At 68.9% G+C, this 26,614-nt stretch carries 30 protein-coding genes and 1 riboswitch; of the genes, 4 read left to right on the top strand and 26 right to left on the bottom strand.

Features of this window, described 5'->3' with window-relative positions; genetic code table 11:
* Window positions 1–2: 2 nt before the first annotated feature.
* The 8 genes from ACS5NL_RS03475 to ssuE are packed head-to-tail and all read right to left on the bottom strand — an operon-like array spanning window position 3 to window position 5,954.
* Window positions 3–218 (bottom strand): TOBE domain-containing protein, encoded by a 216-nt coding sequence (locus ACS5NL_RS03475; protein ID WP_439352195.1) that lies wholly within the window; start codon window positions 216–218, stop codon window positions 3–5.
* Window positions 219–250: 32 nt separating this feature from the next.
* Window positions 251–1,063, bottom strand: a complete 813-nt coding sequence (locus ACS5NL_RS03470; protein ID WP_439352194.1) for an ATP-binding cassette domain-containing protein — start codon at window positions 1,061–1,063, stop codon at window positions 251–253.
* Window positions 1,064–1,067: 4 nt separating this feature from the next.
* Window positions 1,068–2,042, bottom strand: coding sequence for an aliphatic sulfonate ABC transporter substrate-binding protein (locus ACS5NL_RS03465; protein ID WP_439352193.1), 975 nt, complete (start codon window positions 2,040–2,042; stop codon window positions 1,068–1,070).
* Window positions 2,043–2,079: 37 nt separating this feature from the next.
* On the bottom strand, window positions 2,080–2,964 hold the full coding sequence (ssuC, locus tag ACS5NL_RS03460; RefSeq protein WP_439352192.1) for an aliphatic sulfonate ABC transporter permease SsuC: 885 nt from the start codon (window positions 2,962–2,964) through the stop codon (window positions 2,080–2,082).
* Window positions 2,965–3,012: 48 nt separating this feature from the next.
* Window positions 3,013–4,176 (bottom strand): FMNH2-dependent alkanesulfonate monooxygenase, encoded by a 1,164-nt coding sequence (ssuD, locus tag ACS5NL_RS03455; RefSeq protein ID WP_439352547.1) that lies wholly within the window; start codon window positions 4,174–4,176, stop codon window positions 3,013–3,015.
* A 16-nt stretch (window positions 4,177–4,192) separates the two neighbouring features.
* Window positions 4,193–5,149, bottom strand: coding sequence for a sulfonate ABC transporter substrate-binding protein (locus tag ACS5NL_RS03450; RefSeq protein WP_439352191.1), 957 nt, complete (start codon window positions 5,147–5,149; stop codon window positions 4,193–4,195).
* 26 nt (window positions 5,150–5,175) lie between these two features.
* Entirely contained in the window at window positions 5,176–5,352 is a 177-nt protein-coding gene (locus tag ACS5NL_RS03445; RefSeq protein ID WP_439352190.1) for a hypothetical protein, read from the bottom strand.
* 5 nt (window positions 5,353–5,357) lie between these two features.
* Window positions 5,358–5,954: an NADPH-dependent FMN reductase gene (gene ssuE / locus ACS5NL_RS03440; protein WP_439352189.1), complete on the bottom strand. Its 597-nt coding sequence runs from the start codon at window positions 5,952–5,954 to the stop codon at window positions 5,358–5,360.
* Window positions 5,955–6,140: 186 nt separating this feature from the next.
* Between ssuE and ACS5NL_RS03435 the strand changes: the two genes are divergently transcribed.
* Complete coding sequence (locus ACS5NL_RS03435) at window positions 6,141–6,779, top strand: glutathione S-transferase family protein (protein WP_439352188.1); 639 nt, start codon at window positions 6,141–6,143, stop codon at window positions 6,777–6,779.
* Between the two features lie 15 nt (window positions 6,780–6,794).
* Here ACS5NL_RS03435 and ACS5NL_RS03430 read toward each other — a convergent pair whose 3' ends face one another.
* The 8 genes from ACS5NL_RS03430 to ACS5NL_RS03395 form a co-directional block, all read right to left on the bottom strand.
* Entirely contained in the window at window positions 6,795–7,817 is a 1,023-nt protein-coding gene (locus tag ACS5NL_RS03430; protein WP_439352187.1) for an isopenicillin N synthase family dioxygenase, read from the bottom strand.
* Window positions 7,818–7,821: 4 nt separating this feature from the next.
* On the bottom strand, window positions 7,822–8,562 hold the full coding sequence (locus ACS5NL_RS03425) for an amino acid ABC transporter ATP-binding protein (protein ID WP_439352186.1): 741 nt from the start codon (window positions 8,560–8,562) through the stop codon (window positions 7,822–7,824).
* Entirely contained in the window at window positions 8,559–9,305 is a 747-nt protein-coding gene (locus tag ACS5NL_RS03420) for an amino acid ABC transporter permease (RefSeq protein WP_439352185.1), read from the bottom strand. The genes ACS5NL_RS03425 and ACS5NL_RS03420 overlap by 4 nt, the downstream gene beginning before the upstream one ends.
* The gene (locus tag ACS5NL_RS03415; RefSeq protein WP_439352184.1) at window positions 9,305–10,000 is read right to left on the bottom strand and encodes an amino acid ABC transporter permease; all 696 of its coding nucleotides are present in this window, start codon (window positions 9,998–10,000) and stop codon (window positions 9,305–9,307) included. Before ACS5NL_RS03415 ends, ACS5NL_RS03420 begins: the two co-directional genes overlap by 1 nt.
* Before the next feature lie 83 nt (window positions 10,001–10,083).
* On the bottom strand, window positions 10,084–10,911 hold the full coding sequence (locus tag ACS5NL_RS03410; protein WP_439352183.1) for a transporter substrate-binding domain-containing protein: 828 nt from the start codon (window positions 10,909–10,911) through the stop codon (window positions 10,084–10,086).
* A 150-nt stretch (window positions 10,912–11,061) separates the two neighbouring features.
* Window positions 11,062–11,988 carry a CysB family HTH-type transcriptional regulator gene (locus ACS5NL_RS03405; protein ID WP_439352182.1) on the bottom strand — a complete coding sequence of 309 codons (927 nt, stop codon included), beginning with the start codon at window positions 11,986–11,988 and terminating at the stop codon, window positions 11,062–11,064.
* A gap of 2 nt (window positions 11,989–11,990) precedes the next feature.
* Window positions 11,991–12,206: a TOBE domain-containing protein gene (locus ACS5NL_RS03400; RefSeq protein WP_439352181.1), complete on the bottom strand. Its 216-nt coding sequence runs from the start codon at window positions 12,204–12,206 to the stop codon at window positions 11,991–11,993.
* Between the two features lie 54 nt (window positions 12,207–12,260).
* Window positions 12,261–13,277, bottom strand: coding sequence for a sulfate ABC transporter substrate-binding protein (locus tag ACS5NL_RS03395; RefSeq protein ID WP_439352180.1), 1,017 nt, complete (start codon window positions 13,275–13,277; stop codon window positions 12,261–12,263).
* A gap of 168 nt (window positions 13,278–13,445) precedes the next feature.
* On the opposite strand from ACS5NL_RS03395, the gene ACS5NL_RS03390 reads away from it, so the two are divergent.
* Window positions 13,446–14,810, top strand: coding sequence for an MBL fold metallo-hydrolase RNA specificity domain-containing protein (locus ACS5NL_RS03390; protein ID WP_439352179.1), 1,365 nt, complete (start codon window positions 13,446–13,448; stop codon window positions 14,808–14,810).
* A gap of 124 nt (window positions 14,811–14,934) precedes the next feature.
* A complete protein-coding gene (locus ACS5NL_RS03385; protein ID WP_439352178.1) occupies window positions 14,935–16,131 on the top strand; it encodes a lytic murein transglycosylase in 1,197 nt (398 codons plus the stop codon).
* Here ACS5NL_RS03385 and ACS5NL_RS03380 read toward each other — a convergent pair.
* From ACS5NL_RS03380 to ACS5NL_RS03360, 5 genes are read right to left on the bottom strand one after another with little or no spacing between them, the layout of a single operon-like run.
* A complete protein-coding gene (locus ACS5NL_RS03380) occupies window positions 16,108–16,407 on the bottom strand; it encodes a helix-hairpin-helix domain-containing protein (protein WP_439352177.1) in 300 nt (99 codons plus the stop codon). The genes ACS5NL_RS03385 and ACS5NL_RS03380 overlap by 24 nt on opposite strands.
* Before the next feature lie 11 nt (window positions 16,408–16,418).
* Complete coding sequence (locus ACS5NL_RS03375; protein ID WP_439352176.1) at window positions 16,419–16,766, bottom strand: heavy metal-binding domain-containing protein; 348 nt, start codon at window positions 16,764–16,766, stop codon at window positions 16,419–16,421.
* Window positions 16,767–16,817: 51 nt separating this feature from the next.
* On the bottom strand, window positions 16,818–17,471 hold the full coding sequence (locus tag ACS5NL_RS03370; RefSeq protein WP_439352175.1) for an ABC transporter ATP-binding protein: 654 nt from the start codon (window positions 17,469–17,471) through the stop codon (window positions 16,818–16,820).
* Window positions 17,464–19,125, bottom strand: coding sequence for an ABC transporter permease (locus tag ACS5NL_RS03365; RefSeq protein ID WP_439352174.1), 1,662 nt, complete (start codon window positions 19,123–19,125; stop codon window positions 17,464–17,466). The genes ACS5NL_RS03370 and ACS5NL_RS03365 overlap by 8 nt, the downstream gene beginning before the upstream one ends.
* A gap of 13 nt (window positions 19,126–19,138) precedes the next feature.
* Window positions 19,139–20,179 carry a thiamine ABC transporter substrate-binding protein gene (locus ACS5NL_RS03360; protein ID WP_439352173.1) on the bottom strand — a complete coding sequence of 347 codons (1,041 nt, stop codon included), beginning with the start codon at window positions 20,177–20,179 and terminating at the stop codon, window positions 19,139–19,141.
* 61 nt (window positions 20,180–20,240) lie between these two features.
* Window positions 20,241–20,341: riboswitch (TPP riboswitch) on the bottom strand.
* 173 nt (window positions 20,342–20,514) lie between these two features.
* On the opposite strand from ACS5NL_RS03360, the gene ACS5NL_RS03355 reads away from it, so the two are divergent.
* Window positions 20,515–21,180, top strand: a complete 666-nt coding sequence (locus ACS5NL_RS03355) for a class I SAM-dependent methyltransferase (protein ID WP_439352172.1) — start codon at window positions 20,515–20,517, stop codon at window positions 21,178–21,180.
* Between the two features lie 82 nt (window positions 21,181–21,262).
* On the opposite strand, the gene ACS5NL_RS03350 is transcribed toward ACS5NL_RS03355, so the two are convergent.
* The 5 genes from ACS5NL_RS03350 to ACS5NL_RS03330 form a co-directional block, all read right to left on the bottom strand.
* A complete protein-coding gene (locus ACS5NL_RS03350; protein WP_439352171.1) occupies window positions 21,263–21,433 on the bottom strand; it encodes a hypothetical protein in 171 nt (56 codons plus the stop codon).
* A 169-nt stretch (window positions 21,434–21,602) separates the two neighbouring features.
* Window positions 21,603–23,222, bottom strand: a complete 1,620-nt coding sequence (locus ACS5NL_RS03345; protein WP_439352170.1) for a DHA2 family efflux MFS transporter permease subunit — start codon at window positions 23,220–23,222, stop codon at window positions 21,603–21,605.
* Window positions 23,223–23,243: 21 nt separating this feature from the next.
* Window positions 23,244–24,557, bottom strand: a complete 1,314-nt coding sequence (locus ACS5NL_RS03340; RefSeq protein ID WP_439352169.1) for an HlyD family secretion protein — start codon at window positions 24,555–24,557, stop codon at window positions 23,244–23,246.
* Between the two features lie 53 nt (window positions 24,558–24,610).
* Entirely contained in the window at window positions 24,611–26,041 is a 1,431-nt protein-coding gene (locus ACS5NL_RS03335; protein ID WP_439352168.1) for an efflux transporter outer membrane subunit, read from the bottom strand.
* Between the two features lie 15 nt (window positions 26,042–26,056).
* Complete coding sequence (locus ACS5NL_RS03330; protein WP_439352167.1) at window positions 26,057–26,539, bottom strand: MarR family winged helix-turn-helix transcriptional regulator; 483 nt, start codon at window positions 26,537–26,539, stop codon at window positions 26,057–26,059.
* Window positions 26,540–26,614 lie beyond the last annotated feature (75 nt).

Here is a 26,614-nt window from a genome sequence, read left to right as displayed (position 1 = left end):
CATCAGAGCCGGGCAATCGACACTTCGGTCGACTTGACCAGGGCCACCACCTCGGAGCCCACGGTCAGGCCCAGGTCGTTGACCGAGCGGGTGGTGATGGTCGAGGTCACGACACCCCAAGGCGTCTCGACGTCGACCTCGGACAGCACGTCGCCCCGGATGATCTCCCGGACCTTGCCGCGGAACTGGTTGCGGACGTTGATGGCTTGGATCGTCATGGCATGTTCTCCTGGAACAAAGGTTGAAAGGATCAGACCGCCCAGCGCAGGCCGTGCGCGGGCACGCCGGTCCAGCCCAGGTCGTGCGGGGTGGGTTCGGCATCGGGCTGCTGCAGCACGCGGTCGAGGATGCGTTTTTCGAGCGCGGCGAAACGGGCGTCGCCGCGCGAACGCGGACGCGCCAGGGGGATGGGCTCGTCCAGTGCGATCTCGCCGTTTTCGATCAGGATCACGCGGTCGGCCAGTGCCACCGCTTCCTGCACGTCGTGGGTCACCAGCAAGGCAGTGAAGCCGTGGCGTTTCCACAGGCCTTCGATCAGCTCGTGCATCTCGATGCGGGTCAGTGCGTCCAGCGCGCCCAGCGGCTCGTCCAGCAACAGCAGGTGCGGCTGGTGCACCAGTGCGCGCGCCAATGACACGCGCTGGCGCTGGCCGCCGGAGAGACGCGCCGGCCAGTCGGTGAGACGGTCGCCCAGGCCCACCTGGCCCAGCACCGCCTCGGCATCGCGCTTGCGCTCGGCCGGCAGGCCCAGCGCCACGTTGTCGATCACGCGTTTCCAGGGCAGCAGGCGCGCGTCCTGGAACATGATCCGGGTGTCGGGGTTGAGGCCGTCGACGGGCCGGCCGTCGAGCTTGAGCGCGCCGCCCGAGGCCTCTTCCAGCCCGGCCACCAGGCGCAGCAGCGTGCTCTTGCCGCAGCCGCTGCGGCCAACGATGGCGACGAATTCGCCGGGCTCGATCACGAGGTTGTTCTGCCGGAGCACCTCGCGCTGGCCGTAGCGCTTGGTCAGGCCCTGCAGGTCGACGCGCACGCCCTGGCGGGCCGCTTCTTGGGGGGTGGTCATGGTGTCAGGCTCCGGGTTTGAACAGGGGCAGGTCCTGCGCGTTCACCCGCCTGGGCAACAGCTTTTCGTTCAGGAAGGTGTCGGCGATGCGCTGCTGTTCGGTCAGCGCGGCCGCCAGCACCGGGCGCACCTCGTAGCTGCGGCGCAGGTTGGCCTGTTCGACGATGTCGGCGTCCAGCCCCCACACCGGCGACAGCAGCTGCGCCGCCTCTTTGGGGTTCTGCTTGACCCACTGCCCTGCCTTGCGCAACTCGTTGAAGTACACGCGCAGCACGTCGGGGCGGGCCTGTGCGTAGCTGGTGCTGGCCAGGTAGTAGCGCTGGTAGGAGGCGATGTCCCTGCCGTCGGCGATCACGCGCACGGCGGCCTGCTTCTGCACCGCCGCCAGGAACGGGTCCCACACCACCCAGGCGTCGATCGCACCGCGCTCGAACGCCGCGCGGCCATCGGCCGGGGCCAGGTAGGCGGGCTCGATGTCCTTGAACGCCAGGCCGGCTTTTTCCAGCGCCGCGATCAGCAGGAAGTGCACGCCGGCCGCCTTGGCGAAGCCGACGCGTTTGCCCTTGAGGTCGGCCACCGAACGGACCGGTGAATCGGCCTTGACCACGATGGCCTGCGGCGACGGCGACGGCGCCTCCTGAGCAACGTAGGTCAGGTTGGCACCGGCCGCCTGGGCGAACACCGGCACGGTGTCGGCCACGTCGGCGCTGACGTCGATGTTGCCGAGGTTGAGCGCTTCGAGCAGCGGCAGGCCGCTGCTGAATTCGTTCCAGCTCACCTTCACGTTCAGCGGCGCGAGCAAGGTCTCCAGGGTGCCGCGGGTGCGCAGCACCGTGGTCAGGGTCGACGACTTCTGCAGACCGATGCGCAGGGTCTCTGGTTTGGCCGCCTGGGCACGGGCCAGGCCGGTGGCTGTGGCGGCCAGCGCGGTCAGCGACCAGAGCGCGGCACGGCGGTCGGGGTGGTAAGGACGGCTCATGGGGATGGGACGGGGAAAAAGGAGACGGGAAGAAAGGTCACTGCGGGTTCTGGTAGCCGGGGTGCCAGCGCAGCCAGTAGCGCTCCAGCCCGCGGGCGAACACGTCGGCCAGCTTGCCCAGCAGCGCGTAGAGCAGGATGCCGACCAGCACGATGTCGGTCTGCAGGAACTCGCGGGCGTTCATCGTCAGGTAGCCGATGCCGGCCTGCGCCGAGATCGTCTCGGCCACGATCAGGATCACCCACATCAGGCCGAGCGAGAAGCGCAGGCCGACCAGGATGGACGACAGCGCGCCGGGCAGGATGATCTGGGTGTACAGACCCCAGCGGCTGAGGCCGTAGCTGCGCCCCATCTCGATCAGGCCGGGGTCGACGTTGCGGATGCCGTGGAAGGTGTTGAGGTAGATCGGGAAGAACACCGCGACCGAGATCAGGAACAGCTTGGCCGCTTCGTCGATGCCGAACCACAGGATCACCAGCGGAATCAGTGCCAGCGCCGGGATGTTGCGCACCATCTGCACCGTCGAGTCGAGCAGGGTCTCGAAGAAGCGGATCGATCCGGTCAGCAGCCCGAGCGCGAGCCCGAGCCCGCCGCCGATGGCCAGCCCCGCCAGCGCGCGGCCGGCGCTGACCTTCACATGCGTCCACAGCTCGCCCGAAGCGGCCAGGTTCCAGAACGCGACCAGCACCTCGGACGGCGCGGGCAGCACCCGCGTGGACAGCCAGCCCTGCACCGAGGCCAGCTGCCAGCCGGTGATCAGCACCAGCGGCACCAGCCACGGAAGAAAGCGCTGCCACGCCCCCTGCAGCAACCGGCTCACCACCGGGCCTTTGAGAAAGCTCAGTCCGGGCCAGCGCAGCTCGGGGGCTTCAATGATGTCGGGCACCGGGGTCACCGGAAGCTCTCGCACGGATTCGGTCATGTCACACCTGTTTCTCGGTTGGCAATGGGTTGTGTGGTGTGCGCGGCATCAGCTGGCCGACGCGCGGGGAACGTAGACATTCGCCACGGCCTCGCCGAACGGCCCCAGCGGCGTGGCGCCAGGCAGCTTCTCCTGCACCGCACGCGGCAGCAGCGGAAACACCAGCTCGGCAAAGCGGTAGGCCTCTTCGAGGTGCGGGTAGCCCGAGAGCACGAAGGTGTCCAGCCCGAGGTCGGCGTATTCGCGGATGCGGGCCGCCACGGTCTGCGGGTCGCCCACCAGGGCGGTGCCGGCACCACCCCGCACCAGGCCGACGCCGGCCCACAGGTTGGGGCTGATTTCGAGGTCGGCGCGGCTGCGTTTCCTGCCGCCAGCGTGCAGGGCCGCCATGCGGCGCTGGCCTTCGGAATCCATGCGCGAGAAGGCGGCCTGCGCACGCACCACGGTGTCGTCGTCGACCCGGCTGATGAGCGACTCGGCGGCGGCCCAGGCCTCGGTGTCGGTCTCGCGCACGATCACGTGCAGGCGGATGCCGAAGCGCACCGTGCGGCCGTGGCGCGCGGCGCGCGCACGCACGTCGGCCACCTTGCGCGCCACCTCGGCCGGCGGCTCGCCCCAGGTCAGGTAGGTCTCCACCTGTTCGGCGGCCAGCTCGTGCGCCGCCTCCGACGAACCGCCGAAGTACACCGGCGGGTGCGGTTGCTGCAGCGGCGGGAACAGCAGCTTCGCGCCCCTGACCTGCAGGTGCCGGCCCTCGAAGTCAAAGGCCTCGCCGCTGTGGCTCCGCGCGAGGATCTCGCGCCAGATGTGGATGAACTCGGCCGACTGTTCGTAGCGCGCGGCGTGGTCCAGGAACACGCCATCGCCTTCGAGCTCGGCCTGGTCGCCGCCGGTCACGAGGTTGATCAGCAGCCGCCCACCCGAGAGCCGGTCGAAGGTGGCGGCCATGCGCGCGGCCAGCGCCGGCTGGTGCAGGCCGGGCCGCACGGCGACCAGGAACTTCAGGCGCTGCGTCACCGGCAGCAGGCTGGCAGCCACGACCCAGGGGTCTTCGCAGGACCGGCCGGTGGGAATCAGCACGCCCTCATAGCCCAGGCTGTCGGCCGCCTGCGCCACCTGCTTGAGGTAGTGGTGGTCGAGCTGGCGCGCGCCCTCGGACGTGCCCAGGTAACGGCTGTCGCCGTGGGTCGGAATGAACCAGAAGATGTTCACGCTCATGGCCGGCGCCTCAACCCGGCTGGCCGACGGCGGCCTCGATCACGTTGATCTTCTTCGGGATCAGCTTGAGCTCGAAGAAGGTGTCGGCGATGACCTGCTGCTCCTGCAGGATGGCGCGGTTGATGTGGGTGGTGCCGTAGACCGTGCGGGCCACGGCCTTGTCCACCACCGGCTTGGGAATGCCCCACAGCGGCGCCAGCTCGGCGGCGAGTGCGTCGCGGTTGTTGTTGGACCACTGGTCCACCTTGTCGATCTCTTCGATCAGCAGCTTGATCACGTCCGGGTTCTTCGCGGCGTAGTCGAGCGACGAGAAGAAGTAGCCGCGGTTGTTCACCACGCCCTTGGCGTCGGCCAGCAGCCGCGCGCCCAGCGACACCTCGGCGGACGCCAGGAACGGGTCCCAGATCACCCAGGCGTCGACCGAACCCTTTTCGAACGCCGCACGGGCGTCGGCCGGCGGCAGGAACACCGACTGCACGTCGCCGTACTTCAGGCCGTGTTTCTCCAGCAGCTTCGCCAGGAAGTACTGCACGTTGGAGCCCTTGTTGTAGGCCACCTTCTTTCCCTTGAGATCGGCGACCGAACGGATCGCGGAGTCCTTGGGAACGATCACCGCCTCGGAGGCGGGACGGGGCACCGTGGCGCCGACATAGGCCAGCGGCGCTCCGGCGGCCTGGGCAAAGATCGGCGGCGCCTCGCCCACGTCGCCGAAGTCGATCGAACCAACGTTGAGCGCTTCAAGCTGCACCGGGCCCGCGGTGAATTCGGTCCAGGTGACCTTCACCCCCAGCGGCGCCAGGCGCTGCTCCAGCGTGCCGCGGCCCTTGAGCACCGACAGCAGGCCCTTCTGGTTGCCGATGCGCAGCACACGCCCCGACTGGGCGTGCGCGGAAAGCGCGGGCCATGCAGCCGCGGTGGCGGCGGCGAACGCGGTGATCGCAAACTGGCGACGGTGGATGCGGGTCATGACAGAGTCCTTGAAATGGTTGGAGTTCATCGGGTGGTCCCGGTGGTGGAATTGCCGGGGAACTGGGGCACGGGCTGGAGCAGCGACACCAGTCCCAGCGCGGCGATCACCGCCGCCACCAGCCACTGCAGCCAGCGTTGCCAGCGCGGCTCGGCCTCGGGTGTCCCGTTGTCTGGCGGCCGGATTTCTTCCTGGGTCGACATGGCGCTCAGACGCTGCACTGCACTTGCGAAAACGGCACCGACGGAAACACCGGCGCCAGCGACAGGCGCAGGCCTTCGTGCAGCAGGATGTGGGTCGCGTCGTCCAGGCGCTGGGCGATCTCGCCTTCGATCAGGTAATCGCCGTTCTCGTCCTTCGGGATCTGGCTGTCGGACGCGTACACCCCCGGCAGGATGTGGCGCGCACCCAGCGACTGCAGCACCGGCCGCAGCGCGTAGTCCAGCGCCAGCATGTGGTGCGGGCTGCCGCCGGTGGCGATCGGCAGCACGGCCTTGCCCTTGAGCGCGGACTGCGGCAGCAGATCGAGGAACACCTTGAGCACGCCGCTGTAGGCGGCCTTGTAGACCGGCGTCGCGATCACCAGCGCCCGCGCATTGGCCACCTGCTCGATGGCGCGCACCACGCTCGGATGCCCCCAGTCGGCCAGCAGCAGCGCCTGCGGCGACAGGTCGCGGATGCGCAACCGGTCCACATGCAGGCGACGGTCCTCGACCAGACCGTGGACACGCTCCTCGACCCCATCGAGCAGGGCGGCGGAACGCGAGTGCTCGGTCGGACTGCCGGCGATCAACAAAACAGACACGGGGTTTCTCCCTTCAGGAAACAGGCTCGGACAACACAGCGGTCTGAGGTCGAAACGGATCATGTCGGCGCATCCAACAAACTGGAACGAAGGGCTTCGTAGTTGGTTATGACGAAACCAACTTAGCGGGTCGGCGGCTTCCGCGCGGCGCTTCATGCTGCGGCCCTCTTTGCGGAAAACACACCCATGACCACCACGAACACCTGGACCCTCTATCACGCCAAAGGCACCTGCGCCCATGCGGTGCAGATCGCCCTGCTCGACGCCGGCGCGGCCTTCGACACGGTCTGGCTCAACTTCGAAAAGACCGAACAGAGCCAGCCGGACTACCTGCGCATCAACCCGCGCGGCCGCGTGCCGGCCCTGGTCACACCGCAGGGCGTGCTGACCGAAACGCCCGCGCTGCTGGTGTTCGTCGCGCAGTCCTTCCCGCAGGCGGGCCTGGCGCCGCTGGACGATCCCTTCGCCCTCGCCCGCCTGCAGTCGTTCCACAGCTACCTGGCCTCGACCGTGCACGTGGCCCATGCGCACAAGCGCCGCGGCAGCCGCTGGGCCGACGAGCCCGAGGCGATTGCGGCGATGCAGCGCAAGGTGACGCAGAACATGACCGAGGCCTTCGAACACATCGAGACCGAATGGCTGGCGAGCGGGCCCTGGGTGCTGGGCGAGCGCTACAGCGTGGCCGACGCCTACCTGTTCGTCATCGGCAGCTGGCTGGAGATCGACGGGGTGGACGTGCAGCGCCTGCCCCGCCTGCTGGCGCACCGCGAACGCATGCGCCAGCGCCCGGCGGTGCGGCAGGCGCTGCAGAGCGCCGGGCTCTGAAGCCCCGCGCCGGCCTCAGGCGAGGTCGGCGTAGAAGCGCCGGGTGACCTCGGGGTGGGAACGCAACCGGCCCTTGAGCAGGTTGCGGCCGGTGTGCGGCACCATCGGGTTGAGCGGGTCGGCGTCCACCCCGCGCGCCCGCGCGGCCAGCGCCGGCGGCAAAGCGATCGGGTCCAGCGAGACCTCCAGCCGCGGGCTGATGAAGTAGGCCACCGAGAGGCGGCTCACACCCGAGGCCGGGCTGACCACGCGGTGCGTGGTCGCGCGCAGGTAGCCCTGCGTCAGGATCTCCAGCACCTCGCCGAGGTTGATCACGACCGTGCCTGGCAGCGGTGGCACGTCGATCCAGCGCGGCTCACCCGGGCCTTCGCGTTCGAGCACCTGCAGCCCGGCCTCGGTGTCCTGCAGCAGCAGGGTCAGGCAGCCCGAGTCCTTGTGGGCGCCCACGCCCTGGGTCGACTCGCCGGGCGCACGGCCAGGGTAGTGGATCACCTTGGTGTGCAGCATGGGCGTGCCGGCGAAGGCCTCGTCGAAGTGGCCTTCGGGCTGGCCCAGGGCCAGGGCGAGTGCGCGCAGCAGCTGGCGCGCCGCGCCGGTCAGCCGGTCCTGCCAGGCCAGGGTCACGGTGCGCAACGCCGGCAGGCTGGCCGGCCACTGGTTGGGGCCTTGCAGGCGCTGCCAGGGATCGGTCGCCGATGCGGCTTCCCACAAACCGCGTTCGGCGCCAATGTCCAGCTGCTCGCGCCAGTCGCGTTCGCCGCGCGTGATCTCGTCGCCCGCGCGGGTGTAGCCGCGGAAGTGCGGCGAGTTCGCCATGTGGATGGCCTGCTTGTCGGCGTCCGGCAGCGCGAAGAAGGCGCGCGCGGTCTGCACCAGTTCCTGCACCTGCCCGGGCGGAACGCCCAGGCCGGTGAGGTAGAAGAAACCGATGTGGTGGGCCGTCTCGCGCAGGCGGGCCACAAAGGCCTCGCGTTGCACCGGCGCACCGTCGGTGAAGTCGGACAGGTCCAGGATGGGCAGCGAAGCGGCGGTGGTCATGTGGTCAGGCGGTGGCAAACGGCGAGCGGATGTCGGAGAGGAACTGCTGCGCGCGCGGGTGCTGGGGCCGGTTGAAGAAGTCGTCCGGCGTGGCGCGTTCCAGGATGCGGCCCTGGTCCATGAACAGCACGCGATCGGCGACGTCGCGGGCAAAGCCCATCTCGTGCGTCACCACCAGCATGGTCAGGCCGTCGCGCGCGAGGTCCTTGATGACCGCGAGCACCTCGCCCACCATTTCCGGATCGAGGGCCGAGGTCGGTTCATCGAACAGCAGCACCGGCGGCTTCATCGCCAGCGCGCGGGCGATCGCCACGCGCTGCTGCTGCCCGCCCGAGAGTTCGGACGCGAAGGCGTGCGCCTTGTGCGCCAGACCCACGCGTTCGAGCAGCGCCAGCGATTCGGTCTCGGCCTCTGGCTGGCTCAGGCCGCGCAGGCGCAGCGGCGCCAGCGTGCAGTTCTGCAGCGCGGTGAGGTGCGGGAACAGGTTGAACTGCTGGAACACGAAGCCGATGCGCGAACGCAGGCTGTTGACGTCCAGCCCGCGCGCGTGGATGTCCTGCCCGTCGAGCACGATGCGACCCGACTGGATGGGTTCGAGGCGGTTCAGGGTGCGGATCAGCGTGGACTTGCCGGAACCCGAAGGCCCGCAGATCACGACGATCTCGCCCTGCCCGACGCGCTCGGTCACATTCACCAGGGACTGGTACGCGCCGTACCACTTGTTGACTTGATGGAATTCGATCATGCAGGGGCTCGCGATGTCAGGGTCTGTGGCACCGGGACGGCATTCCACACCGGCCGGGTGGCGCGCTCGGACAGGCGCCGCTCCAGCCGGTAGGCCAGCCGCGAGAGTCCGAAACACAGCACGAAGTAGGTCAGGGCCAGGACCAGGTAAACCTGCGTCGGCAGGGTGAAGACCTGGGTGTTGATCTGGGTCGCGATGAACGAGACCTCGGTCAGGCCGATGATGTAGCCCAGCGAGGTCTCCTTGATGGTGGAGACGAACTGGTTCACCAGCGACGGCAGCATGTGGCGCAGGGCCTGCGGCAACAGCACCAGGCGCAGCGTGCTCAGGTATGGCAGGCCCAGCGAACGCGCGGCCTCGGTCTGTCCCTTGGGCAGCGACTGGATGCCGGCGCGCACGATCTCGGCCAGGTAGGCAGCGTCGAACACCACCAGCGCCATCAGCATGGTCGGGAACTGCCCGGTCTTGACGCCGGTGAGGCTGGGCAGGAAGAAGTAGGCCCAGAACACCACCATCAGCAGCGGCGTGCCGCGCACCACGAACACCAGCGCCGTCACCGGCCAGCGCACCACGCGCCAGGGGCTCACGCGCCCGATGCCCAGCAGCAGGCCCAGCGGCAACGCGAGCAGCAGGGCCGCACTGGCCAGCAGCAGCGTCAGCGCCAGGCCGCCCAGCGGCCCGTGCGGGTAACGCCCGATCAGGAAGAACACCCAGTAGGTGTCCACCATTTCAAGGAAGCTCATCAGATCGCCCTCGCCGGATAGGAACGCTGGTACCAGACCCCGAGCACCGTGATCAGCAGCGACAGCGAGAGGTAGGCGACCGTGGCAAAGACGAAGGGCTCGAAGCTGCGGAAGGTCGCGGTCTCGACCTTGGCGGCCTGGTACATCAGCTCGGCGGTGCCGATCACGGTGGCGATGCTGGTGTTCTTCCAGAGGTTCAGGGTCTGCGAGACCAGGGGTGGCACGGTCACGCGCAGCGCCTGCGGCAACACCACCAGGCGCATGGCGGACAGAAAGCCCAGGCCCAGGGCGCGGCCGGCCTCGAACTGCACGCGCGGCACGGCGCGGATGCCGCTGCGCATGTCTTCGGACATGTAGGCGGCGGTGTAGAGCGTGAGCGCGAACACGGCGGCGATGGCCTCGAAGTTCTGGCCGTACAGCCATTCGCGTGTGGACTCGGGCAGCAGCTCGGGCGCGCCGAAATACCAGAACAGCATGTGCGCCAGCAGCGGCACATTGCGGATGGCCTCGACATAGGTCCAGGCCAGCGCGCGCAGTGGCGCCAGCGGCGACAACCGCAGCAAGGCGATCAGCAGACCCAGCGGCAGCGACAGCACCAGCGTGATGCCCAGCAGGGTGAATGACAGCGACAGCCCCTTGACCAGCATGTCGTGGTAGGGGCCGGAAATCAGGAGGGAGGCGTCAAAAGCGCTCATGCAAAGAACCCGTTCGGCAACAAAAGGAGCCGGTGCCCCGCCCTGCAGGACACCGGCTCAGGTTGACCGCGAACGCGGGTGCGTCAGATCTTGTCGGTCTCGATCTTGAAGCTGCGCGACGGGAACCTCAGCGAGCTGTTCGGGCCGTACCACTTCAGGAAGATCTTCTCGGCGTCGCCGCTCTTTTCCAGGCCGCGCAGGGTGTCGTCCACCACCGCCTTGATGCCGGCTTCGCCCTTCTTGATGCCGAAGGCCAGCGGTTCCACACTCAGGTTCTGCGGCAGGATGACGTAGTCCTTGGACTTGTCGCCCAGCTTGGCGTGTTCGGCGATCAGGCTGGCCTCGTCGTTCACGAAGGCTGCGCCCTTGCCCTGCTGCAGCGCCTGGAAGGCCTGCTGCGTGCTCTCGAAGGTCACCACCTCGGCGGTCGGCACGGCCTTCCTGGTGTTGGGTTCCTGCGTGCCGCCCTTGACGGTCAGCACCTTCTTGCCGGCCAGCTCGGGCACGTTCTTGATGCCGCTGGCCACCTTGACCAGGGCCTTCTGGCCGGTGACCACGGTGGTCAGCGAGAAGTCCACCTGGGCTTCGCGTTCCTTGTTGTGGGTCAGCGAGGCGGCCAGCAGGTCGACGCCGCCCTGTTGCAGCTCGGGGATGCGGGCGGCGACGGCGATCTGCTTGAACACCGGCTTGACGCCGATCTTGGCGGCAATCGCCTTGGCCAGATCGATCTCGTAGCCGATGAATTCGCGGGTCTTGGGATCGATGAAGCTGTTGGGCTCGTCGATGCCGAGCACCCCGATGACGATCTCGCCTTTTTTCTTGATGTCGGCGAGCTGGTCGGCCTGGGCCGCCAGGCTGGCCACGGCCAGTACGGTGGCCGTGGCGGCCTTGACGATGGAAGAGAGTCGCATGTTTTTTCTCCGAGAACTTGAACGGTTTTGGATGTCGGCGCTGCGCTTTTCGCAGCGCCAGACCTCAGGTTATTCAAGGCCCTTCATTCGGGGAACGAATCAATGCGCATAACTTTGTGAGGTTTCGGCGCAAGGCCGCATCGCATCGCCTCAGTGCGCTTCCTGCACCTGCATCACCGCTTCGCGCGTCAGCGTCGGCACGAAGGTCTCGATGAAACCGTAGGCGAAGCCCGGCAACCAGTGGTTGCGGCGCAGGCCCAGGCGGGTCAGGTTGATCTGGAACAGGTGGCCGGCGTCGATCGCGTGCAGGTGCGTGTCGCGCTCTTCGTCGACGGCGATCGAGGCCACAATGCCCACGCCCATCTCCAGCTCGACATAGGTCTTGATCACGTCCGCGTCCATGGCGGTGAGCACCACGTCGGGATGCAGTCCCGCCGCGGCAAACGCGTCGTCGATGTGCGAGCGGCCGGTGTAGCCGACCTCATAGGTGATGATCGGATGCGCCACCAGGTCCAGCAGCGTCACCGGGCGGCCCAGCGACAGCAGCGGATGCCCCGGCGGCACCACGATGCTGTGGCTCCAGCGGTAGCAGGGCAGCGTGACCAGCTGGTCGTAGCCGGCCAGCGCCTCGGTCGCCACGCCGATGTCGGCGTCGCCCGCGAGCAGCATCTCGGCCACCTGCTTGGGCGAGCCCTGGTGCAGGTGCAGCGTGACGCGCGGATAACGCTGGCGGAAGTCGCGCACCACATGGGGCAGCGCGTAACGCGCCTGCGAGTGGGTCGCGGCGATGGACAGGCGGCCCTCTTCGCGGCCTTGCAGTTCCTGCCCCGCGCGGCGCAGGCTCTCGGCGTCCAGCAGCACGCGCTGGATGATCGGCATCAGCGCGCGGCCGGCCGAGGTCATGCCCAGCAGGCGCTTGCCCGAACGCACGAACAGCTCGACGCCGAGCTCTTCCTCCAGCTCCCTGACCTGCCGGCTCACGCCGGGCTGCGAGGTGTGCAGCGTGGCTGCCACCTCGGTCAGGTTGAATCCGCAGCGCTCTGCCTCCCGGACCGAGCGCAATTGTTGAAAGTTCATCTTCAGAGCTTGGCGATCGAGACCTCGGTGGACTTCACCAGCGCGACGACATCGGAGCCGATCTTCAGCTCCAGCGAATCGACCGAACGGGTGGTGATGACCGAGGTCACGATGCCCCAGGGCGTCTCGACATCGATCTCGGAGACGACGTCTCCGCGGATGATTTCTCGAACCTTGCCGCGGAACTGGTTGCGCACATTGATGGCCTGGATGGACATGAAAATTCCTTGAGATGAATGGTCGCAGGCGGGTCCGGCCGGACCCGCGCCGGCTTATTTCTTGGTGTAGATCTGGTCGAACGAGGCGCCGTCGGCGAAGTGGTCCTTGGCCGCCTTGTCCCAGCCGCCGAAGGCTTCGTCGATCTTGAACAGGTTCAGCTTGGGGAACTGCTTGGCGTACTTGGCCTGGGCCTTGGCCGAGATGACCGGGCGGTAGAAGTTCTTGCCGATGATGTCCTGGCCTTCTTCGGAATACAGGTATTCGAGGTAGGCGGTGGCGACGGCGCGCGTGCCCTTCTTGTCGACGTTCTTGTCGACCACGGTCACAGCCGGCTCGGCCAGGATGGAGATCGAGGGGTAGACCACGTCGAACTTGGCGTTGAACTCCTTCTCCAGCAGGTAGGCCTCGTTCTCCCAGGCGACCAGCACGTCACCCTGGTTGCGCTGGGCGAAGGTGATGGTCGAGCCGCGGGCGCCGGTGTCGAGCACGGGCACGTTGCCGAACAGCTTGGCCACGAATTCCTTGGCCTTGGCGTCGCCACCGTACTTGCGCTTGGCGAATTCCCAGGCGGCCAGGTAGTTCCAGCGGGCGCCGCCCGAGGTCTTGGGGTTGGGCGTGATGACCTTGACGTCGGGGCGGATCAGGTCGTCCCAGTCCTTGATGCCCTTGGGGTTGCCTTCGCGCACGGCCAGGATGATGGTCGAGGCGTAGGGCGTGCTGTTGTGCGGCAGGCGCTTCTGCCAGTCCTTGGGAATCCAGCCGCCGTTGGCGTTCAGGGCGTCGGTGTCACCGGCCAGGGCCAGGGTGGCGACGTCGGCGTCCAGGCCGTCGATGATGGAGCGGGCCTGCTTGCCCGAGCCGCCGTGGCTCTGCTTGATGGTCACGTCCTGGCCGGACTTGGCCTTCCAGTACTTGGCGAAGGCGGCGTTGTATTCGACGTAGAGCTCGCGCGTCGGGTCGTAGGACACGTTAAGCAGGGTGACCGGTGCGGTCTGGGCCAGGGCAGCGCCGGCGGCGGTCACGAGGCTGGCGGCGAGCAGGGCGAGTTGGAAGCGGCGGCGGGTTTGCATGAATTTCTCCGGGGAAAGGGAACAACGGAGCGGATCATGAAAGCCGGTCGTCAAAACCGGAACGAATACGTTTTCACTTGTTTATTACCAAATCAACTTAGCAATCTGGTCCATGCCCCATGGACCTTGGCGGAGGTTCTCCGGGTGGGCGCGGGTAACATGACCCGCATGAACGTCCACATCCGCTTCCTCGGCGGCGCCGGCACCGTCACCGGCTCCAAGTACCTGGTCGAGCACGAGGGCCAGAGCCTGCTGGTCGACTGCGGCCTGTTCCAGGGCTTCAAGCAGCTGCGCCTGCGCAACCGCGACCCGCTGCCGGTGCTGCCCAACCACATCGGCGCCGTGCTGCTGACGCACGCCCACCTCGACCACAGCGGCTACCTGCCGTTGCTGGCCAAGGAAGGCTTTCATGGCAAGGTCTGGTCCACGGCGGCCACGCGCGACCTCGCGCAGATCCTGTTGCCCGACAGCGGCCACATCCAGGAAGAAGACGCCAACTTCGCCAACCGCAAGGGTTTTTCCAAACATGCGCCGGCGCTGCCGCTCTACACCGAAGAAGACGCGCTGCGCTGCCTGAAGCTGATGCACACCGTGCCGATGGGCAAGGCCTTCGAGCCTCTGCACGGCTGGACCGCGCGCTTCACCGGCGCGGGCCACATCCTCGGCGCGGCCAGCCTGCTGCTGGAAGTGGGCGGCAAGCGCATCCTGTTCTCGGGCGACCTCGGCCGGCCCGACGACCTGCTGATGAAGCCGCCCGAAAGCCCCCCGGCCGCCGACGTGGTGGTGATCGAGTCGACCTACGGCGACCGCGAGCATCCGGAAGAAGACGTGCTGGCCGAGCTGGCGCCCGCGCTGCAGCGCGTCGCGGCGCGCGGTGGCACCGCCGTGGTCCCCGTGTTCGCCGTCGGCCGCGCGCAGGCCCTGCTGCACGCGATTGCGCAGCTCAAGGCACATGGCGACCTGCCGCACTCACTGCCCATCTACCTCGACAGCCCGATGGCCGTGCACACCACCGGCCTGTTCTCGCGCCACCTCGGCGAGCACCGGCTGAATGCCGCGCAATGCCGCGACATGGAGCACGCCGCGCAGATGGTGACCTCGGTCGAACAGTCCAAGGCCATCGCCCAGCAGCACGGTCCCAAGATCATCCTGTCGGCCAGCGGCATGGCCACCGGCGGCCGCGTGCTGCACCACCTCGCCCTGCACCTGGGCAACCACCGCAACATGGTGCTGCTCACCGGCTACCAGTCGCCCGGCACCCGCGGCGCCACCATGGCCAGCGGCAGCCCATCGGTCCGCATCCACGGCCAGGACATCCCCATCCGCGCCGAGGTCGTGCAACTGGCCTCCGCCTCGGCCCACGCCGACGCCAGCCAGCTGATGGACTGGCTGCGCGCCTCACCCTCGGCGCCGCACCGCGTGTTCGTCACGCACGGCGACATGGCCGCCTCCGACGCGCTGCGTCAGCGCATCGAACACGAGCTGGGCTGGCGTGCGCTTGTGCCAGAGCACGGCAGCACATGGGCCGCCTGAAATGAACTCCCCCCGCGCCGCTTCGCGTCACCCCCCGAGGGGGCGCAGCCAGCAGCCCGGCAAAGCCGGTTCTGCGGCTGCTGCTTGAATGGTCACGCGCTCCGAACGGTCAAGCCTTTTCCCCATGCATCACCTGAAACCCATCCTCTGTGCCGCCGCTCTGGCGATCTCACTGCCCGTGGTTGCGCAAACCGCCCCACCCGACTTCGGCCGCTGCATCGACAGCCTGCAGGGCGAGGCCCGCGCGGCCGGCGTCTCCGAAACCACCTTCCGCACGCTCACGCGCGGCCTGGTGCCCGACATGAGCGTGATCGACAAGCTCAACTACCAGCCCGAGTTCCAGATGCCGATCTGGGACTACCTCAGCGGCCTGGTCGACGACGAGCGCGTGCAGCAGGGCCAGGCCATGCTGCAGCAGCACGCGGCCGTGCTCGAACGCATGCAGCAGCGCTTCGGCGTCGAGCCCGCGACCGTGGTCGCCGTCTGGGGCGTGGAAAGCAACTTCGGCCAGAGCCTGGGCAAGTACCCGCTGGTGCAGGCACTGGGCACGCTCTCGTGCATCGGCCGGCGCCAGGCCTTTTTCCGCGGCGAGCTGTACTCGGCCATGCGCATCCTGCAGGCCGGCCACATCGCGCCCGAGCGCCTGGTCGGCTCCTGGGCCGGCGCCTTCGGCCACACCCAGTTCATGCCCACCACCTTCGAGCGCCTCGCGGTCGACGGCGACGGCGACGGCAGGCGCGACCTGATGGACAACACCGCCGACGCGCTCGCCTCCACCGCCAACTTCCTCTCGAAGGCCGGCTGGCAAAGCGGCCAGCCCTGGGGCTTCGAAGTGAAACTTCCCGCCGGGTTCAGCACGGCCGACGAAGGGCGGCGCAGCAAGCGCCCGATCAGCGAATGGACCGCGCGCGGTGTGCGCAAGGCCGACGGCTCGGCGCTGCCCGCCAGCCTCGGCAGCGCCGGCCTGATGACGCCGTCAGGCCCGCAAGGCCCGGCCTTCCTGGTGTTCAGGAACTTCGACGCGATCTACAGCTACAACGCCGCCGAAAGCTACGGCCTGGCGATCGCCCACCTGAGCGACCGCCTGCGCGGCGCCGGCCCGTTCGTCACTCCCTGGCCCACCGACGACCCCGGTCTCTCTCGCGTCGAACGCCGCGAACTGCAGGGCCTGCTGGTGCTGCGCGGTCACGAGATCGGTGAAGTCGACGGCATGCTCGGCGACAAGAGCCGCGCCGCCATCCGCATCGAGCAGGCGCGGCTGGGGCAGGAGGTCAATGGGCGGGGAGGAATGAAGCTGCTAAGGGCATTGCGTGGGGGCTGAGGCCCTCTTCCGCTCCGCGCTGTAGTGCCACCACGGTCGTGCGTCGTCGCCCTGCATGAAGCGGACCACGGAGACCAGCGTGTCCAGCACACAAGGATCTTGGCGTGTGCCCGTGAGCAAGCACAAGCGCTCGTACATTGCATGAGGGTCACGGCCGACCAGATCGGTCGGTTTGTGAACACCCAAGCGCTCAAGGTCCCGCGCACAGGCCTTGCCGACATTGGGCAGATCGGTCAGGTGGACCAGCCGGTCGCGCGAGACTTTGCTCGGGTTCATCGCCCAGCGCCTCAGCCCAGCTTCACCGCCGTCCCACTCACGGCCACCATCATCATTCCGTTGGCCTCGCCCATGACTTCGTAATCGAAGTCGATGCCGATGACGCCGTTGGCGCCCAGTTCTTTCGCCGCTTCGACCAGGCCTTCGAGCGCCGCATCGCGCGCGCCCGACAGCGCACGCTCATAGCCGCCGGCCCGGCCGCCGACCACATCACGGACCGAGGAAAACATGTCGCGGAAGATGTTGGCGCCGATGATGGCTTCGCCGTTGACCACGCCCACGTACTGGTTGCGCGCGATGTCGGGCGGCGTGGTGGTGGAGAGAAAAAAGCCGTCGGTGCTTTTGGAAAACCAGCCCATGAAGAACTCCCGTGGTGTGAATGACGAACAGCCATTCTCACCCAAGGCGGTTCACCACAGCGCGGCCAGCGTTCCGTCGCGCAAGGCCCAGGCGTGTTGCGCCATGGCGCGCGCTTCCTGCTCGTCGTGCGTGACCAGGATCGCGGTCATGCCGGCTTCGGTGATGCGTTCGCGGAACTCGGCACGCAACTGTTCGCGCAGGGCGGCGTCGAGCGCGGAAAACGGCTCGTCCAGCAGCAGCGCGCGCGGCTGCGTGATGAGGGCGCGTGCCAGCGCCACGCGCTGCTGTTCACCGCCCGACAGCGTCCAGACGCGGGCGTCGCCATGATTGCCAAGGCCGAAGCGCGAAAGCATGGCCTGCGCGCGTTCGCGGGCCTCGGCCTTGCGCACGCCCTGCTCGATCGGTCCGAAGGCGACGTTGTCGCGCACGTTGAGGTGCGGGAACAGCGCGAAGTCCTGGAACATCAGCGCGAAGCCGCGCCGCTCGGGCGGCAGAGCGGTGATGTCGGCGCCGTCGAACCAGACGCTGCCGCGTTCGGGCGCTTCGAGCCCGGCCACGATCTTGAGCAGGGTGCTCTTGCCGCTGCCGGAGGCGCCGAGCAGCGCGACCGTTTCTCCCGCGCCGACGCGCAGGCTCACGCCGGCCAGCAGCGACCACTCGGGCGAGGCTTCCCAGTGTTTGTGGATGTCGCGCAGTTCAAGCATGGCGGGCATTGTCCTTCGAGGCAGGGCCTTCGATCAGCGCAAAGGCCAGCAGCGCCAGCGCCATCAGCAGCGCGGCCAGCACGAAGGCGGCGTCAAGGTTGGCGGCGCCGGGCCGGCCCAGGTGCTGGTGGATCAGGGTGGTGAGCGTGGACCACTCGGGGCGCGAGAGGAACAGGGTGACGGCGAATTCGCCCAGCGCGGTGGCGGCGGCAAAGGCCATGCCGCGCCGCAGCGCGGGCGCCACCAGCGGCAGCGTGACGCGCCAGAACACGCGCCAGGGTCGCGCACCCAGCGAGGCCGCGGCCTGCGCGTAGTGCGCGGGCAGGCTGTCGAGCGCGGCAGTGAGCGACTTGGACACGAAGGGCCAGGCCAGCAGCGCGTAGGCACCCAGCAGCATGGCCAGGCTCGCGCTCCAGCCCGGGTAGCGCAGCAGCAGACCAAAGGCCACGCTGACTGGCGACACCACGAAAGGCAGAAACGCCGCCGCCCGCCAGGCCAGCGACAGATGCCCACGCGCCGACACCGACAGCGCATGCGCCAGACCCAGCGCCGTCGCCAGCAACAACGCCATCAGAGAGAAACGCAGCGTATTGCCCAGCGCGGCCAACGTGTCGGCCTCCAGCAGCACCGACCAGCCCTGCCCGGTCAACAGCGACACGGCCGCGCGCCACACGATGGCCACCAGCGGCGCCGCGCACACCAGCGCCAGCAAGGCCATCGCTCCGGCCACGCCCAGCCACTGCGCGGCACCTTGCGGCGGGCGAGGCAGCACCGGCGTCACGCGCGCGGGCGTGGCCAGCCGCTGCTCCAGCCCGGCGTAGGCCAGCGCCACCGCACCGGTCAGCGCCATGGTCCAGACCGCGAGCACACCCGCCTGACCCAGTTCCAGTTCGTGGGCAACGAGCGTGTAGATCTCGACCTCGGCGGTCGCGTAGCGCTGCCCACCCAGGATCAGGGCCAGGCCGAAGCCCGCGAAGCAGTAGAGAAACACGAGGCACAGCGCCGACGCCAGCCAGGGCGCGATCGCCGGCCATTCGATGCGCCAGAAGGCGCGCCAGGGCGTGGCGCCCAGCGTGCGCGCTGCCGCGAGCCGCTGCGCGCTCACCTGCCCCAGCGCGTCGACACCCGCGCGCACCACGAGGCAGAGGTTGAAGAACAGGTTGCCGTAGAGCAGCAGCCAGGGCGTCTCGCTCAGGTCGATGCCCGCCGCCGCCAGCGGCGCCCCGAACAGGCCACGCGGCCCCCAGAGCGCCAGCACACCCATGGCCGCGACCAGCGTCGGCACCACGAAGGGCAGCATCAGCAGGCGCAACGCCAGCGTCCGGCCCGGAAACACGCGCCGCGCCAGCACCCAGGCGCAGGGCACCCCCAGCAGCAGCGCCAGCACGCAGGTGATCGCCGCCTGCGCCAGCGACCACAGCACCCGCCAGCGCAGATAGGGATCGGTCCACACCGCCAGCCAGCGCACCTCGGCGTCGGACGTCAGCCCCTCGGCCAGCAGCCGCAGCACCGGCGCCACCAGCATCACCAACAGAAACAGGAGCGGCAGAGCCGGAAGGGCCTTGGCCAGGGCACCCGTGGAACCGGCTTCGCCGGGCCACCAGGTGCGCCCCCCCTTCAGGGGAGAAGCCGCAAAGCGGCGCAGGGGGGTCATCCGAATTCAGGGGTCACTTCAGGACCGTCTGCGTCCAGCGCTGCTGCCAAGCCTTGGCATTCGCGTCCATGCGCCCGGCCGTCGGGTTGTCGAACTTCGCCGGCTCGGTGGCGTGGGCCTTCATCACGTCGACGCGCGTCGCGCCGGCCTCGACCGGGAACATCCACATCGAGGTCTGCAGCGCCTGCTGCACCGGCGCCGAGCGCAGGAATTCGATGAAGCGGCCGGCGGCCTCGCGCGCCGCGGGGTTTCCGCCCTTGACCAGGGCCACGCCCTCGACCTGGCGGAACACGCCGCCCTTGAGGAACAGGTTGGCGGTCGGCGACTCGGTGATCTTTTCCTTGCTGTAGAACACCTCGGCCGCCGGGCTGCTGGCGTAGCTCACCACGATGGGGCGGGTGCCGCCGTTGCGGGTGAACTCGGTGTAGTAGGCCTCGCTCCAGCCCTTGACCACCTTGACGCCGCCCGCGCGGGCCTTGGCCCACCAGGTGAACGCACCCTCTTCGCCCAGGCCGGCGATGGTGGCGAACAGGAAGGCCTGGCCGGGGCTGGAGGTCGCGGGGTTTTCGACCACCAGCAGCTTGGCGTAGGCCGGCTTGGCGAGATCGTCCAGCGAAGCCGGCAGGGCCAGGCCCGCCTTGGCGAACCAGGCCTTGTCGATGTTGAGGTTGACGTAGCCGAAGTCCACCGGCACCACGCCGCCCGACATCGCGACCTCGGCCTTGCGCTGCGCGGCCGGGCCGGTGTAGGGGTCGACCAGGCCGGCCGACAGCGCGCGCGGCAACAGGGTGTTGTCGATGCCGAAGGCCACATCGGCGATGGGGGCGGACTTGGTGAGGATCAGCTTGTTGACCATCTCGCCCGCGTCGCCGGCCTTGACGATCTGCAGCGTGACCGCCGCTTCTTTCTCGAACTGCGCCAGCAGGTCCTTGGGCAGGTCGAACGAGGCGTGGGTCAGCACCCGCAGCGGCATGGGCGACTGCGCCTGGGCCAGGCCCGCGACCGACAGGGAAGAGAAGGAGAAAAGCGCCGAAAGAAAAAAACGCCGTTGCATGTGAAGCCGCCTTGTCAGAACGCCCGCTTCGGGGCTGAGAAGGACGGGCCACGGCAAACGGCGGACCGGCTTGTCACGCTCCCTACGCTGGCACAACCCAGATCAGGTGAGAGGGGTATTTCTCAGCCGGCCCTTGCGGGACCGGCACCCCCGGTGAAGGGCTGAATTGTAGAGCGCGCCCTGTCAGGGCGCGTGTTATGGTCGTCGGGTCACCCCACGGGTGACTCCGAGGAACTCCTCGACCCTGCATGTGCCCTGCCCGGTCCGCCCGGTGGCGATGTGTGCCCGTTCGATCAGAACCATTTGCACCACGCTCACCATGAGAGCCCTCGCCCATGCCCGGTTACCAGGTCAGGCACCAGACCGTCACCATTGGTGGCCGGGACTACGCCATCCGATCCCTTCTGGACAACCAGCAATACGCCGACCCGCAGGGTGAGGCCGAAGACACCGGCATGGGCGCCTCGGGCTGGCCGCTGTTCGGCCAGGTCTGGCCGTCGGCGCGCGTGCTCGCGCTGGCGATGGACAGCCACGACATCGCCGGCAAGCGCATCCTGGAGATCGGCGCCGGGCTGGCGCTGGCGAGCCTGGTGATCCACCGGCGCGGCGGCGACATCACGGTCAGCGACTGGCACCCGCTGACCGCCGACTTTCTGCAGCAGAACCTGCAGGCCAACGGCCTGAGCCCGCTGCCAGTGCACGCCGGCAACTGGTCGGTCGACGACGCCGACGGCGCCAGCGGCCTGGGGCGCTTCGACCTGATCATCGGCAGCGACGTACTCTACGAACGCCAGCAGCCGGCCCAGCTCGCGCGCTTCATCGACCAGCACGCCGCGCTGGGGGCCGAGGTGCTGATCGTCGACCCGGACCGCGGCAACCGCAGCGCCTTCGGGCGCGAGATGGCGCTGCTGGGTTTCGGGCTGACGATGGCATCGGCCGAGCGGCTGCTGGAAAACGGTGACGCCTTCAAGGGCCGCTTCCTGCACCTGCGCCGCCACTGAGCCAGCCCCCCAAAGCAAAAGGCCCCGGAACGGGGCCTTTGCAGGGATCTTTCAGGACCGGCGGTGGGCCGGCCCGCGGCGATCAGCCGCCCTTCTTCGAACGCTTGCCGGGGTTCTTCTTGGTGCGGGTGGCGACACCACGCTCCAGGCTCACGCGCTGACCACGACCGGGGGTCGGCAGCACGACGCCATTGGCGGCGGTGGGACGGGGGGTTGCACGGCGATCGGCTTCGGTGACGAGTTTGTTGCCCATGTCGGTTCCAGGGGGAGATTGGTTGAAAACCCCCTATTGGACCACAGGAAGAACCGGCCGCTCGCACGGGGTGACAGCGCGAGGATTCGATGCCGGGCCGCCCCAAGCCGAATCGCGCCCCCTCGGGGGGCAGCGACCCGCGCAGCGGCGGAGCGTGGGGGTCCACGTTTCAGTGGGCTCCGCCCCCGCCGCCACCGGCCCCGCGCACCGGCCGCGAGGTCCAGATCACCAGCACCAGCACGAAGAACAAGGCCGACGACAGGTAGAACAGGTCGGTCACCGCCAGCGTGAAGGCCTGCTGGTTCACCAGCCGGTCGATGTTGGCGAGTGCCTGCTCGCGCGTCATGCCGCCCGCCATGAGCTGGCTGATCGTCGCCATGGCGGTCGGGCTGCCCGGGTGGATGGCCTCGACCAGGTGCGCGTGGTGCATCGCCGCACGGCTCTCCCACAGGGTGGTGAACAGCGAGGTGCCCACCGCGCCGGCCGTGATGCGCACGAAGTTCGACAGGCCGGCGGCCGACGGCATCTGCTCCGGCGGCAGGCCCGAGAACACGATGGCCTGCAGCGGAATGAAGAAGAAGGCCATGGCCGCGCCCTGCAGCAGGGTCGGGATCAGGATGGTCATGAAGTCGGCCTGGGTGTTGAAGTGCGAGCGCATCCAGAGCACCAGACCAAACCCCACGAAGGCCACCGTGCCCAGCTTGCGCGGGTCGATGCGGCTGACGTTCTTGCCCACCCAGGGCGAGAGCACGATGGCCAGCAGGCCGACCGGCGCGGTCGCCAGCCCGGCCCAGGTCGCCGTGTAGCCCATGAACTGCTGCAGCCACAGCGGCAGCAGCACCACGTTGCCGAAGAACAGACCGTAGGCCACCGACAGCGACAGCGTGCCGGTCACGAAGTTGCGGCGCGCGAACAGGCGCAGGTCGACGATCGGGTGCTTGTCGGTCAGCTCCCAGGCCAGGAAGAACAGGAAGCTCACTGCAGACACGACCGTGAGCGCGATGATCTCGCCCGACTCGAACCAGTCGAGCTCCTTGCCCTTGTCGATCATGATCTGCATCGTGCCGACGAACAGCACCAGCAGCACCAGCCCGGTCACGTCCAGCGGCACGCGGCGCGGCCCCGGGTCGCGCTTGTGGTAGATCGACCAGGTCAGCGCGGCGGCGAAGATGCCGACCGGGATGTTGATGTAGAAGATCCAGGGCCAGGAGATGTTGTCGGTGATCCAGCCGCCCAGCAACGGACCGGCCACCGGCGCCACCAGCACCGTCATGCCCCACATCGCCATCGCCATTCCGGCCTTGGCGGGTGGATAGCTGGCCAGCAGCAGGGTCTGCGACAGCGGGATCATCGGCCCGGCGACCAGGCCCTGCAGCACCCGGAAGGCGATCAGCAGCTCGATGTTGGGCGCCAGACCACACAGCCAGGACGCCACCACGAACAGCAGCACGCTCATCACGAACAGGCGCACCTGCCCGAAGCGCTGCGTCAGCCAGCCGGTCAGCGGCACCGAGATCGCGTTGGCGACCGCGAACGAGGTGATGACCCAGGTGCCCTGCGACGGGCTCACGCCCATGTCGCCCGCGATCGCCGGGATCGACACGTTGGCGATCGAGGTGTCGAGCACGTTCATGAAGGTGGCCAGCGACAGGGCCACGGTGCCCAGCACCAGCTGGCCGCCCTGCAGCGGCGCAAAGGCAGGCGCCCGGCCGGGTGGCGGCGGTGGCGGTGCCGCCGGGGCGGGCGTGTGCCGCGCCGGCCCGGCGGCGTTGATCGCGTCGGTGTTCATCTCAGAGAGCTTTCAGCGCGGTCAGTGGGCCAGCGCCAGGGTGGCGGCGGCAGGTTGCGCCGCGCTCACCGTGCGCGGTGCCTGGGTCGCATGGGCCAGGGCCGCGGCGGCCTTGGCCGGGCTGATGCCCAGGTTGCGGGCGATGATGCCGCTCACGCGCGCATCGGCCGCCGCGGCGTCCTGGTCGAACACGGCGGTCTGCATGGCAGCGGCCGGGCGCGAGGCGTCCGACAGCACACGGCCTTCGGTGCGGCTGACATCGACCTTGGCTTCCATCGACAGGCCCACGCGCAGCGGGTGTTCGGCCAGCTCCTTGGCGTCCAGCCTGACACGCACCGGCACGCGTTGCACCACCTTGATCCAGTTGCCGGTGGCGTTCTGCGCCGGCAGCAGCGCGAACGCCGCACCGGTGCCGGCGCCCAGGCCTTCGATCACACCGTGGTAGACCACCTTCTTGCCATAGACGTCGGCGGTCAGCTCGACCGGCTGCTCCAGGCGCAGGCGGGCGAGCTGGCTTTCCTTGAAGTTCGCCTCGACCCAGACCTGGTCCAGCGAGATCACCGACATCAGCGGTGCGCCGGCCTGCACGCGCTGACCCAGCTGCACGTTGCGGCGGGCCACATAGCCGTCCACCGGCGAGACCAGGTCGGTGCGCTGCATCGCGAGCGCGGTCTCGCGCACGCGGGCGGCGGCGCGCAGCACGTTGGGGTGTTCTTCGGGCGTCGTGCCTTCGGTCAGCGACTGGCCCGAGAGCTGCTGCTCGCGCGCCGCCTGCAGCGCCGATTCGGCCGCGGCCACGGTGCTGCGCGCGGCGACCAGCTGCGACGCGACGTGCTGGAATTCTTCGCGGCCCACGGCGCCGGTGGCCACCAGCGGCTGGCGGCGGTCGACGTCTTCCTGCAGGCGCGACAGATCGGCCTTGGCGCGCGTCAGGTCGGCGCTGCGCAGCGCGACCTGTGCCTGCGAGACGCGGTTGTTGGCGTACAGCGTGCGCACTTCACGCACGGTCTGCGCCAGCTGCGCCTCGGCCTGCTCCAGCGCGACCTTGGTGTCGGCGGGGTCCAGGCGCACCAGCGGCTGACCGGCCTTGACGTGGTCGGTGTCGTCGGCCTGGATCGCCAGCACGGTGCCGCCGATCTGCGGCGTCACCTGCACCACGTTGGCCTGCACGTAGGCGTTGTCGGTGGTCTCGAAGTGGTTGAGCACCAGGGCCCAGTAGGCGCCGTAGGCGGCACCGCCCAGGACGACGATGCCGGCCACGGCGGCCAGGGCCTTCTTGCGCGCCGGGTTGGCGCTGGAGGGTGCGGGGTTGTTGTTCTGTGCGGGGGATGTCATGTCGGACTCCAGGGAAATCGGTGATCGGTGTGTGCGTGAAAAGTCGGAGCGTCTCAGGCCTGCGGCGCGTAGCCGCCGCCGAGGGCGCGGGCCAGCGCGGCCTGCGCGGCCAGTGCGCGGGCCTGCAGCTCGAGGGCCTGGCGGCGCTGGGCCAGCACGGCCGTCTCGGCCTGGATCAGCACCAGCTGGCTGGTGAGACCGGCGCGGTAACGCTGGCGGGCGATGTCGTAGGCCGACTCCGCGGCGGACTGCGCCTGCACCTGTTCGGCCTGCTGGCGCGCGACCGACTGCAGCGTGTTGAGCTGGTCGGCGGTTTCGCGCACCGCGTCGACCACGGCGACGTTGTAGGTCTGCACCGCGGTGTCGAGATCGGCCGTGCGCACGCCCAGGTTGGCGCGCAGCGCGCCCGAGTCGAAGATCGGCAGGTGGATCGCCGGGCCGATGCCGTACTGCCGGCTGCCGGACTTCACCAGCTCGTCCAGCCCGATGCTGGCCAGGCCGGCAAAGATGTTGAGGTTGACGTTGGGATAGAACTGCGCCTTCGCGGCCCGCACGCCCTGGGTGGCCGACTCGATGCGCCAGCGGGCGGCGGCGATGTCGGCGCGGCGACCCAGCAGATCGGCCGGCACGGCCTGCGGCAGGGCGATCGGCTTGAGTGCGGCCAGCGAGGGCGCGAGGCCGGACACCGCGGCGGGCGGCTGCGCGGTCAGCGCGGCCAGCGCCAGGCGCGTGGCGATGATCTTCTCGTCGATCTGTTCGATCTGCTGGCGCGTGTCGGGCAAGGCACCTTCGCCCTGGCGCAGCTCGATCCTGGTGTCCAGCCCGGCCGAAACGCGCTGGCGCACCAGACCCAGCAGCTCCTGGCGCTGCTGCAGCGCGCGCTCGGCGACCACGCGCTGGTCGCGCAGCAGCGCGAGCTGCACATAGGCCTGCACCACCTGCGTGGCCAGCAGTTGCCGTGCCGCGGCCAGCTCGGCCTCGGCGGCACGGGCGCCGCCGACGGCGGCGTCGATGGACGCTCGGTGGCGGCCGAAGAAATCGAACTCCCACGATCCCGCGAACTGCGCATTGGCCAGCGTGCGGGTCGAGCCGCCCAGCGGCGCGGGGTAGATGCTGTTGGCGCTGAAGTGCTGGCGGGTGGTGTCGGCCGAGAAGCCAAGCTTCACGCCGCCGTCGGCTTCCTGCCCCGCGATCGCGGCGCCCGCGCGGTCCAGCCGCGCCTGCGCCACGCCCAGGTTCGGGTTGCCGGTCAGGGCGCGGTCAACCAGCGCATCGAGTGCTGCGTCGCCAAGGCCGGTCCACCACTGGGCACGCACCGCCGGGGCGGCATCGGCGGCGCCGGGCGCCAGGCCGAGGGTGGCTGGGTCGAGGCGGGTCGCCTTGGCGTCGATGCCGCTGCTGCTGGCACAGGCGGCCATCAGCGCCGCAGCGGCCACCGGCAACAGCACGGTGGCGGGTCGTTGGAACAGGACAGGGAGCTTCATGGTGGGTTCGGTCATTCAGTTGGGTTCGCGCAGCTTCTCGCCGTTCTCGGCCATGCGGCGCAGCAGGTGGCGCAGCGTGTTCCATTCGTCTTCGCTGAAGCCGGCCAGGTGCAGGTTGAGCACCTCGGACAACATCGCGGGCACGTTGCGCAGCGCGGCGTGGCCTTCGGGGGTGAGGTCGACCTGCACCACGCGGCGGTCTTCGACCGAGCGGGTGCGTTTGCACAGGCCCTTCTTCTCCAGCCGGTCCAGCAGCCGGGTCATGGCGCCGGCGTCCATCGCCTGGCAGCGCGCCAGCTCGGCCACGGTCGACGGCCCATCCTTCTTCAGGCGCATCAGCGGGCTCCACTGGGCCGTGGTCAGGTCGTGCGAGGCCAGGCGACGGTCGATCTGCTGGCTCATCGAGAGCATCACGCGCTTGATGAGAAAGCCGACGCTCTCTTCCGCGGTGAAGGTCTTGGCGCTGTAGAAACGGGCGGGTTCGACGGGTGGAGACATGCTGGATTCCGGTGAGGTCGGTGAATTATACATGCCTAGGCAAATAAAGCCCTGGCACTTATTACCATGGCAAAG

Source organism: Hydrogenophaga sedimenti, assembly GCF_051857515.1.
In the GTDB taxonomy this organism is placed as follows: domain Bacteria; phylum Pseudomonadota; class Gammaproteobacteria; order Burkholderiales; family Burkholderiaceae_C; genus Hydrogenophaga.
The sequence above is the reverse complement of the archived record's forward strand: the minus strand, read 5'-3'. Positions and strand labels throughout refer to the sequence as shown.

Coding starts and splice junctions, on each gene's coding strand:
- ACS5NL_RS03465 (WP_439352193.1), bottom strand. CDS start 2,042: ATGAGCCGTCCTTACCACCCCGACCGCCGTGCCGCGCTCTGGTCGCTG.
- ACS5NL_RS03385 (WP_439352178.1), top strand. CDS start 14,935: ATGCATCACCTGAAACCCATCCTCTGTGCCGCCGCTCTGGCGATCTCA.
- ACS5NL_RS03435 (WP_439352188.1), top strand. CDS start 6,141: ATGACCACCACGAACACCTGGACCCTCTATCACGCCAAAGGCACCTGC.
- ACS5NL_RS03345 (WP_439352170.1), bottom strand. CDS start 23,222: ATGAACACCGACGCGATCAACGCCGCCGGGCCGGCGCGGCACACGCCC.
- ACS5NL_RS03390 (WP_439352179.1), top strand. CDS start 13,446: ATGAACGTCCACATCCGCTTCCTCGGCGGCGCCGGCACCGTCACCGGC.
- ACS5NL_RS03425 (WP_439352186.1), bottom strand. CDS start 8,562: ATGATCGAATTCCATCAAGTCAACAAGTGGTACGGCGCGTACCAGTCC.
- ACS5NL_RS03335 (WP_439352168.1), bottom strand. CDS start 26,041: ATGAAGCTCCCTGTCCTGTTCCAACGACCCGCCACCGTGCTGTTGCCG.
- ACS5NL_RS03355 (WP_439352172.1), top strand. CDS start 20,515: ATGCCCGGTTACCAGGTCAGGCACCAGACCGTCACCATTGGTGGCCGG.
- ACS5NL_RS03360 (WP_439352173.1), bottom strand. CDS start 20,179: ATGCAACGGCGTTTTTTTCTTTCGGCGCTTTTCTCCTTCTCTTCCCTG.
- ACS5NL_RS03380 (WP_439352177.1), bottom strand. CDS start 16,407: ATGAACCCGAGCAAAGTCTCGCGCGACCGGCTGGTCCACCTGACCGAT.
- ACS5NL_RS03400 (WP_439352181.1), bottom strand. CDS start 12,206: ATGTCCATCCAGGCCATCAATGTGCGCAACCAGTTCCGCGGCAAGGTT.
- ACS5NL_RS03410 (WP_439352183.1), bottom strand. CDS start 10,911: ATGCGACTCTCTTCCATCGTCAAGGCCGCCACGGCCACCGTACTGGCC.
- ACS5NL_RS03430 (WP_439352187.1), bottom strand. CDS start 7,817: ATGACCACCGCCGCTTCGCTGCCCATCCTGGACCTGTCCGACTTCACC.
- ACS5NL_RS03470 (WP_439352194.1), bottom strand. CDS start 1,063: ATGACCACCCCCCAAGAAGCGGCCCGCCAGGGCGTGCGCGTCGACCTG.
- ACS5NL_RS03475 (WP_439352195.1), bottom strand. CDS start 218: ATGACGATCCAAGCCATCAACGTCCGCAACCAGTTCCGCGGCAAGGTC.
- ACS5NL_RS03370 (WP_439352175.1), bottom strand. CDS start 17,471: ATGCTTGAACTGCGCGACATCCACAAACACTGGGAAGCCTCGCCCGAG.
- ACS5NL_RS03415 (WP_439352184.1), bottom strand. CDS start 10,000: ATGAGCGCTTTTGACGCCTCCCTCCTGATTTCCGGCCCCTACCACGAC.
- ACS5NL_RS03405 (WP_439352182.1), bottom strand. CDS start 11,988: ATGAACTTTCAACAATTGCGCTCGGTCCGGGAGGCAGAGCGCTGCGGA.
- ssuC (WP_439352192.1), bottom strand. CDS start 2,964: ATGACCGAATCCGTGCGAGAGCTTCCGGTGACCCCGGTGCCCGACATC.
- ACS5NL_RS03450 (WP_439352191.1), bottom strand. CDS start 5,149: ATGACCCGCATCCACCGTCGCCAGTTTGCGATCACCGCGTTCGCCGCC.
- ACS5NL_RS03445 (WP_439352190.1), bottom strand. CDS start 5,352: ATGTCGACCCAGGAAGAAATCCGGCCGCCAGACAACGGGACACCCGAG.
- ACS5NL_RS03375 (WP_439352176.1), bottom strand. CDS start 16,766: ATGGGCTGGTTTTCCAAAAGCACCGACGGCTTTTTTCTCTCCACCACC.
- ACS5NL_RS03420 (WP_439352185.1), bottom strand. CDS start 9,305: ATGAGCTTCCTTGAAATGGTGGACACCTACTGGGTGTTCTTCCTGATC.
- ACS5NL_RS03395 (WP_439352180.1), bottom strand. CDS start 13,277: ATGCAAACCCGCCGCCGCTTCCAACTCGCCCTGCTCGCCGCCAGCCTC.
- ACS5NL_RS03365 (WP_439352174.1), bottom strand. CDS start 19,125: ATGACCCCCCTGCGCCGCTTTGCGGCTTCTCCCCTGAAGGGGGGGCGC.
- ACS5NL_RS03330 (WP_439352167.1), bottom strand. CDS start 26,539: ATGTCTCCACCCGTCGAACCCGCCCGTTTCTACAGCGCCAAGACCTTC.
- ACS5NL_RS03340 (WP_439352169.1), bottom strand. CDS start 24,557: ATGACATCCCCCGCACAGAACAACAACCCCGCACCCTCCAGCGCCAAC.
- ACS5NL_RS03350 (WP_439352171.1), bottom strand. CDS start 21,433: ATGGGCAACAAACTCGTCACCGAAGCCGATCGCCGTGCAACCCCCCGT.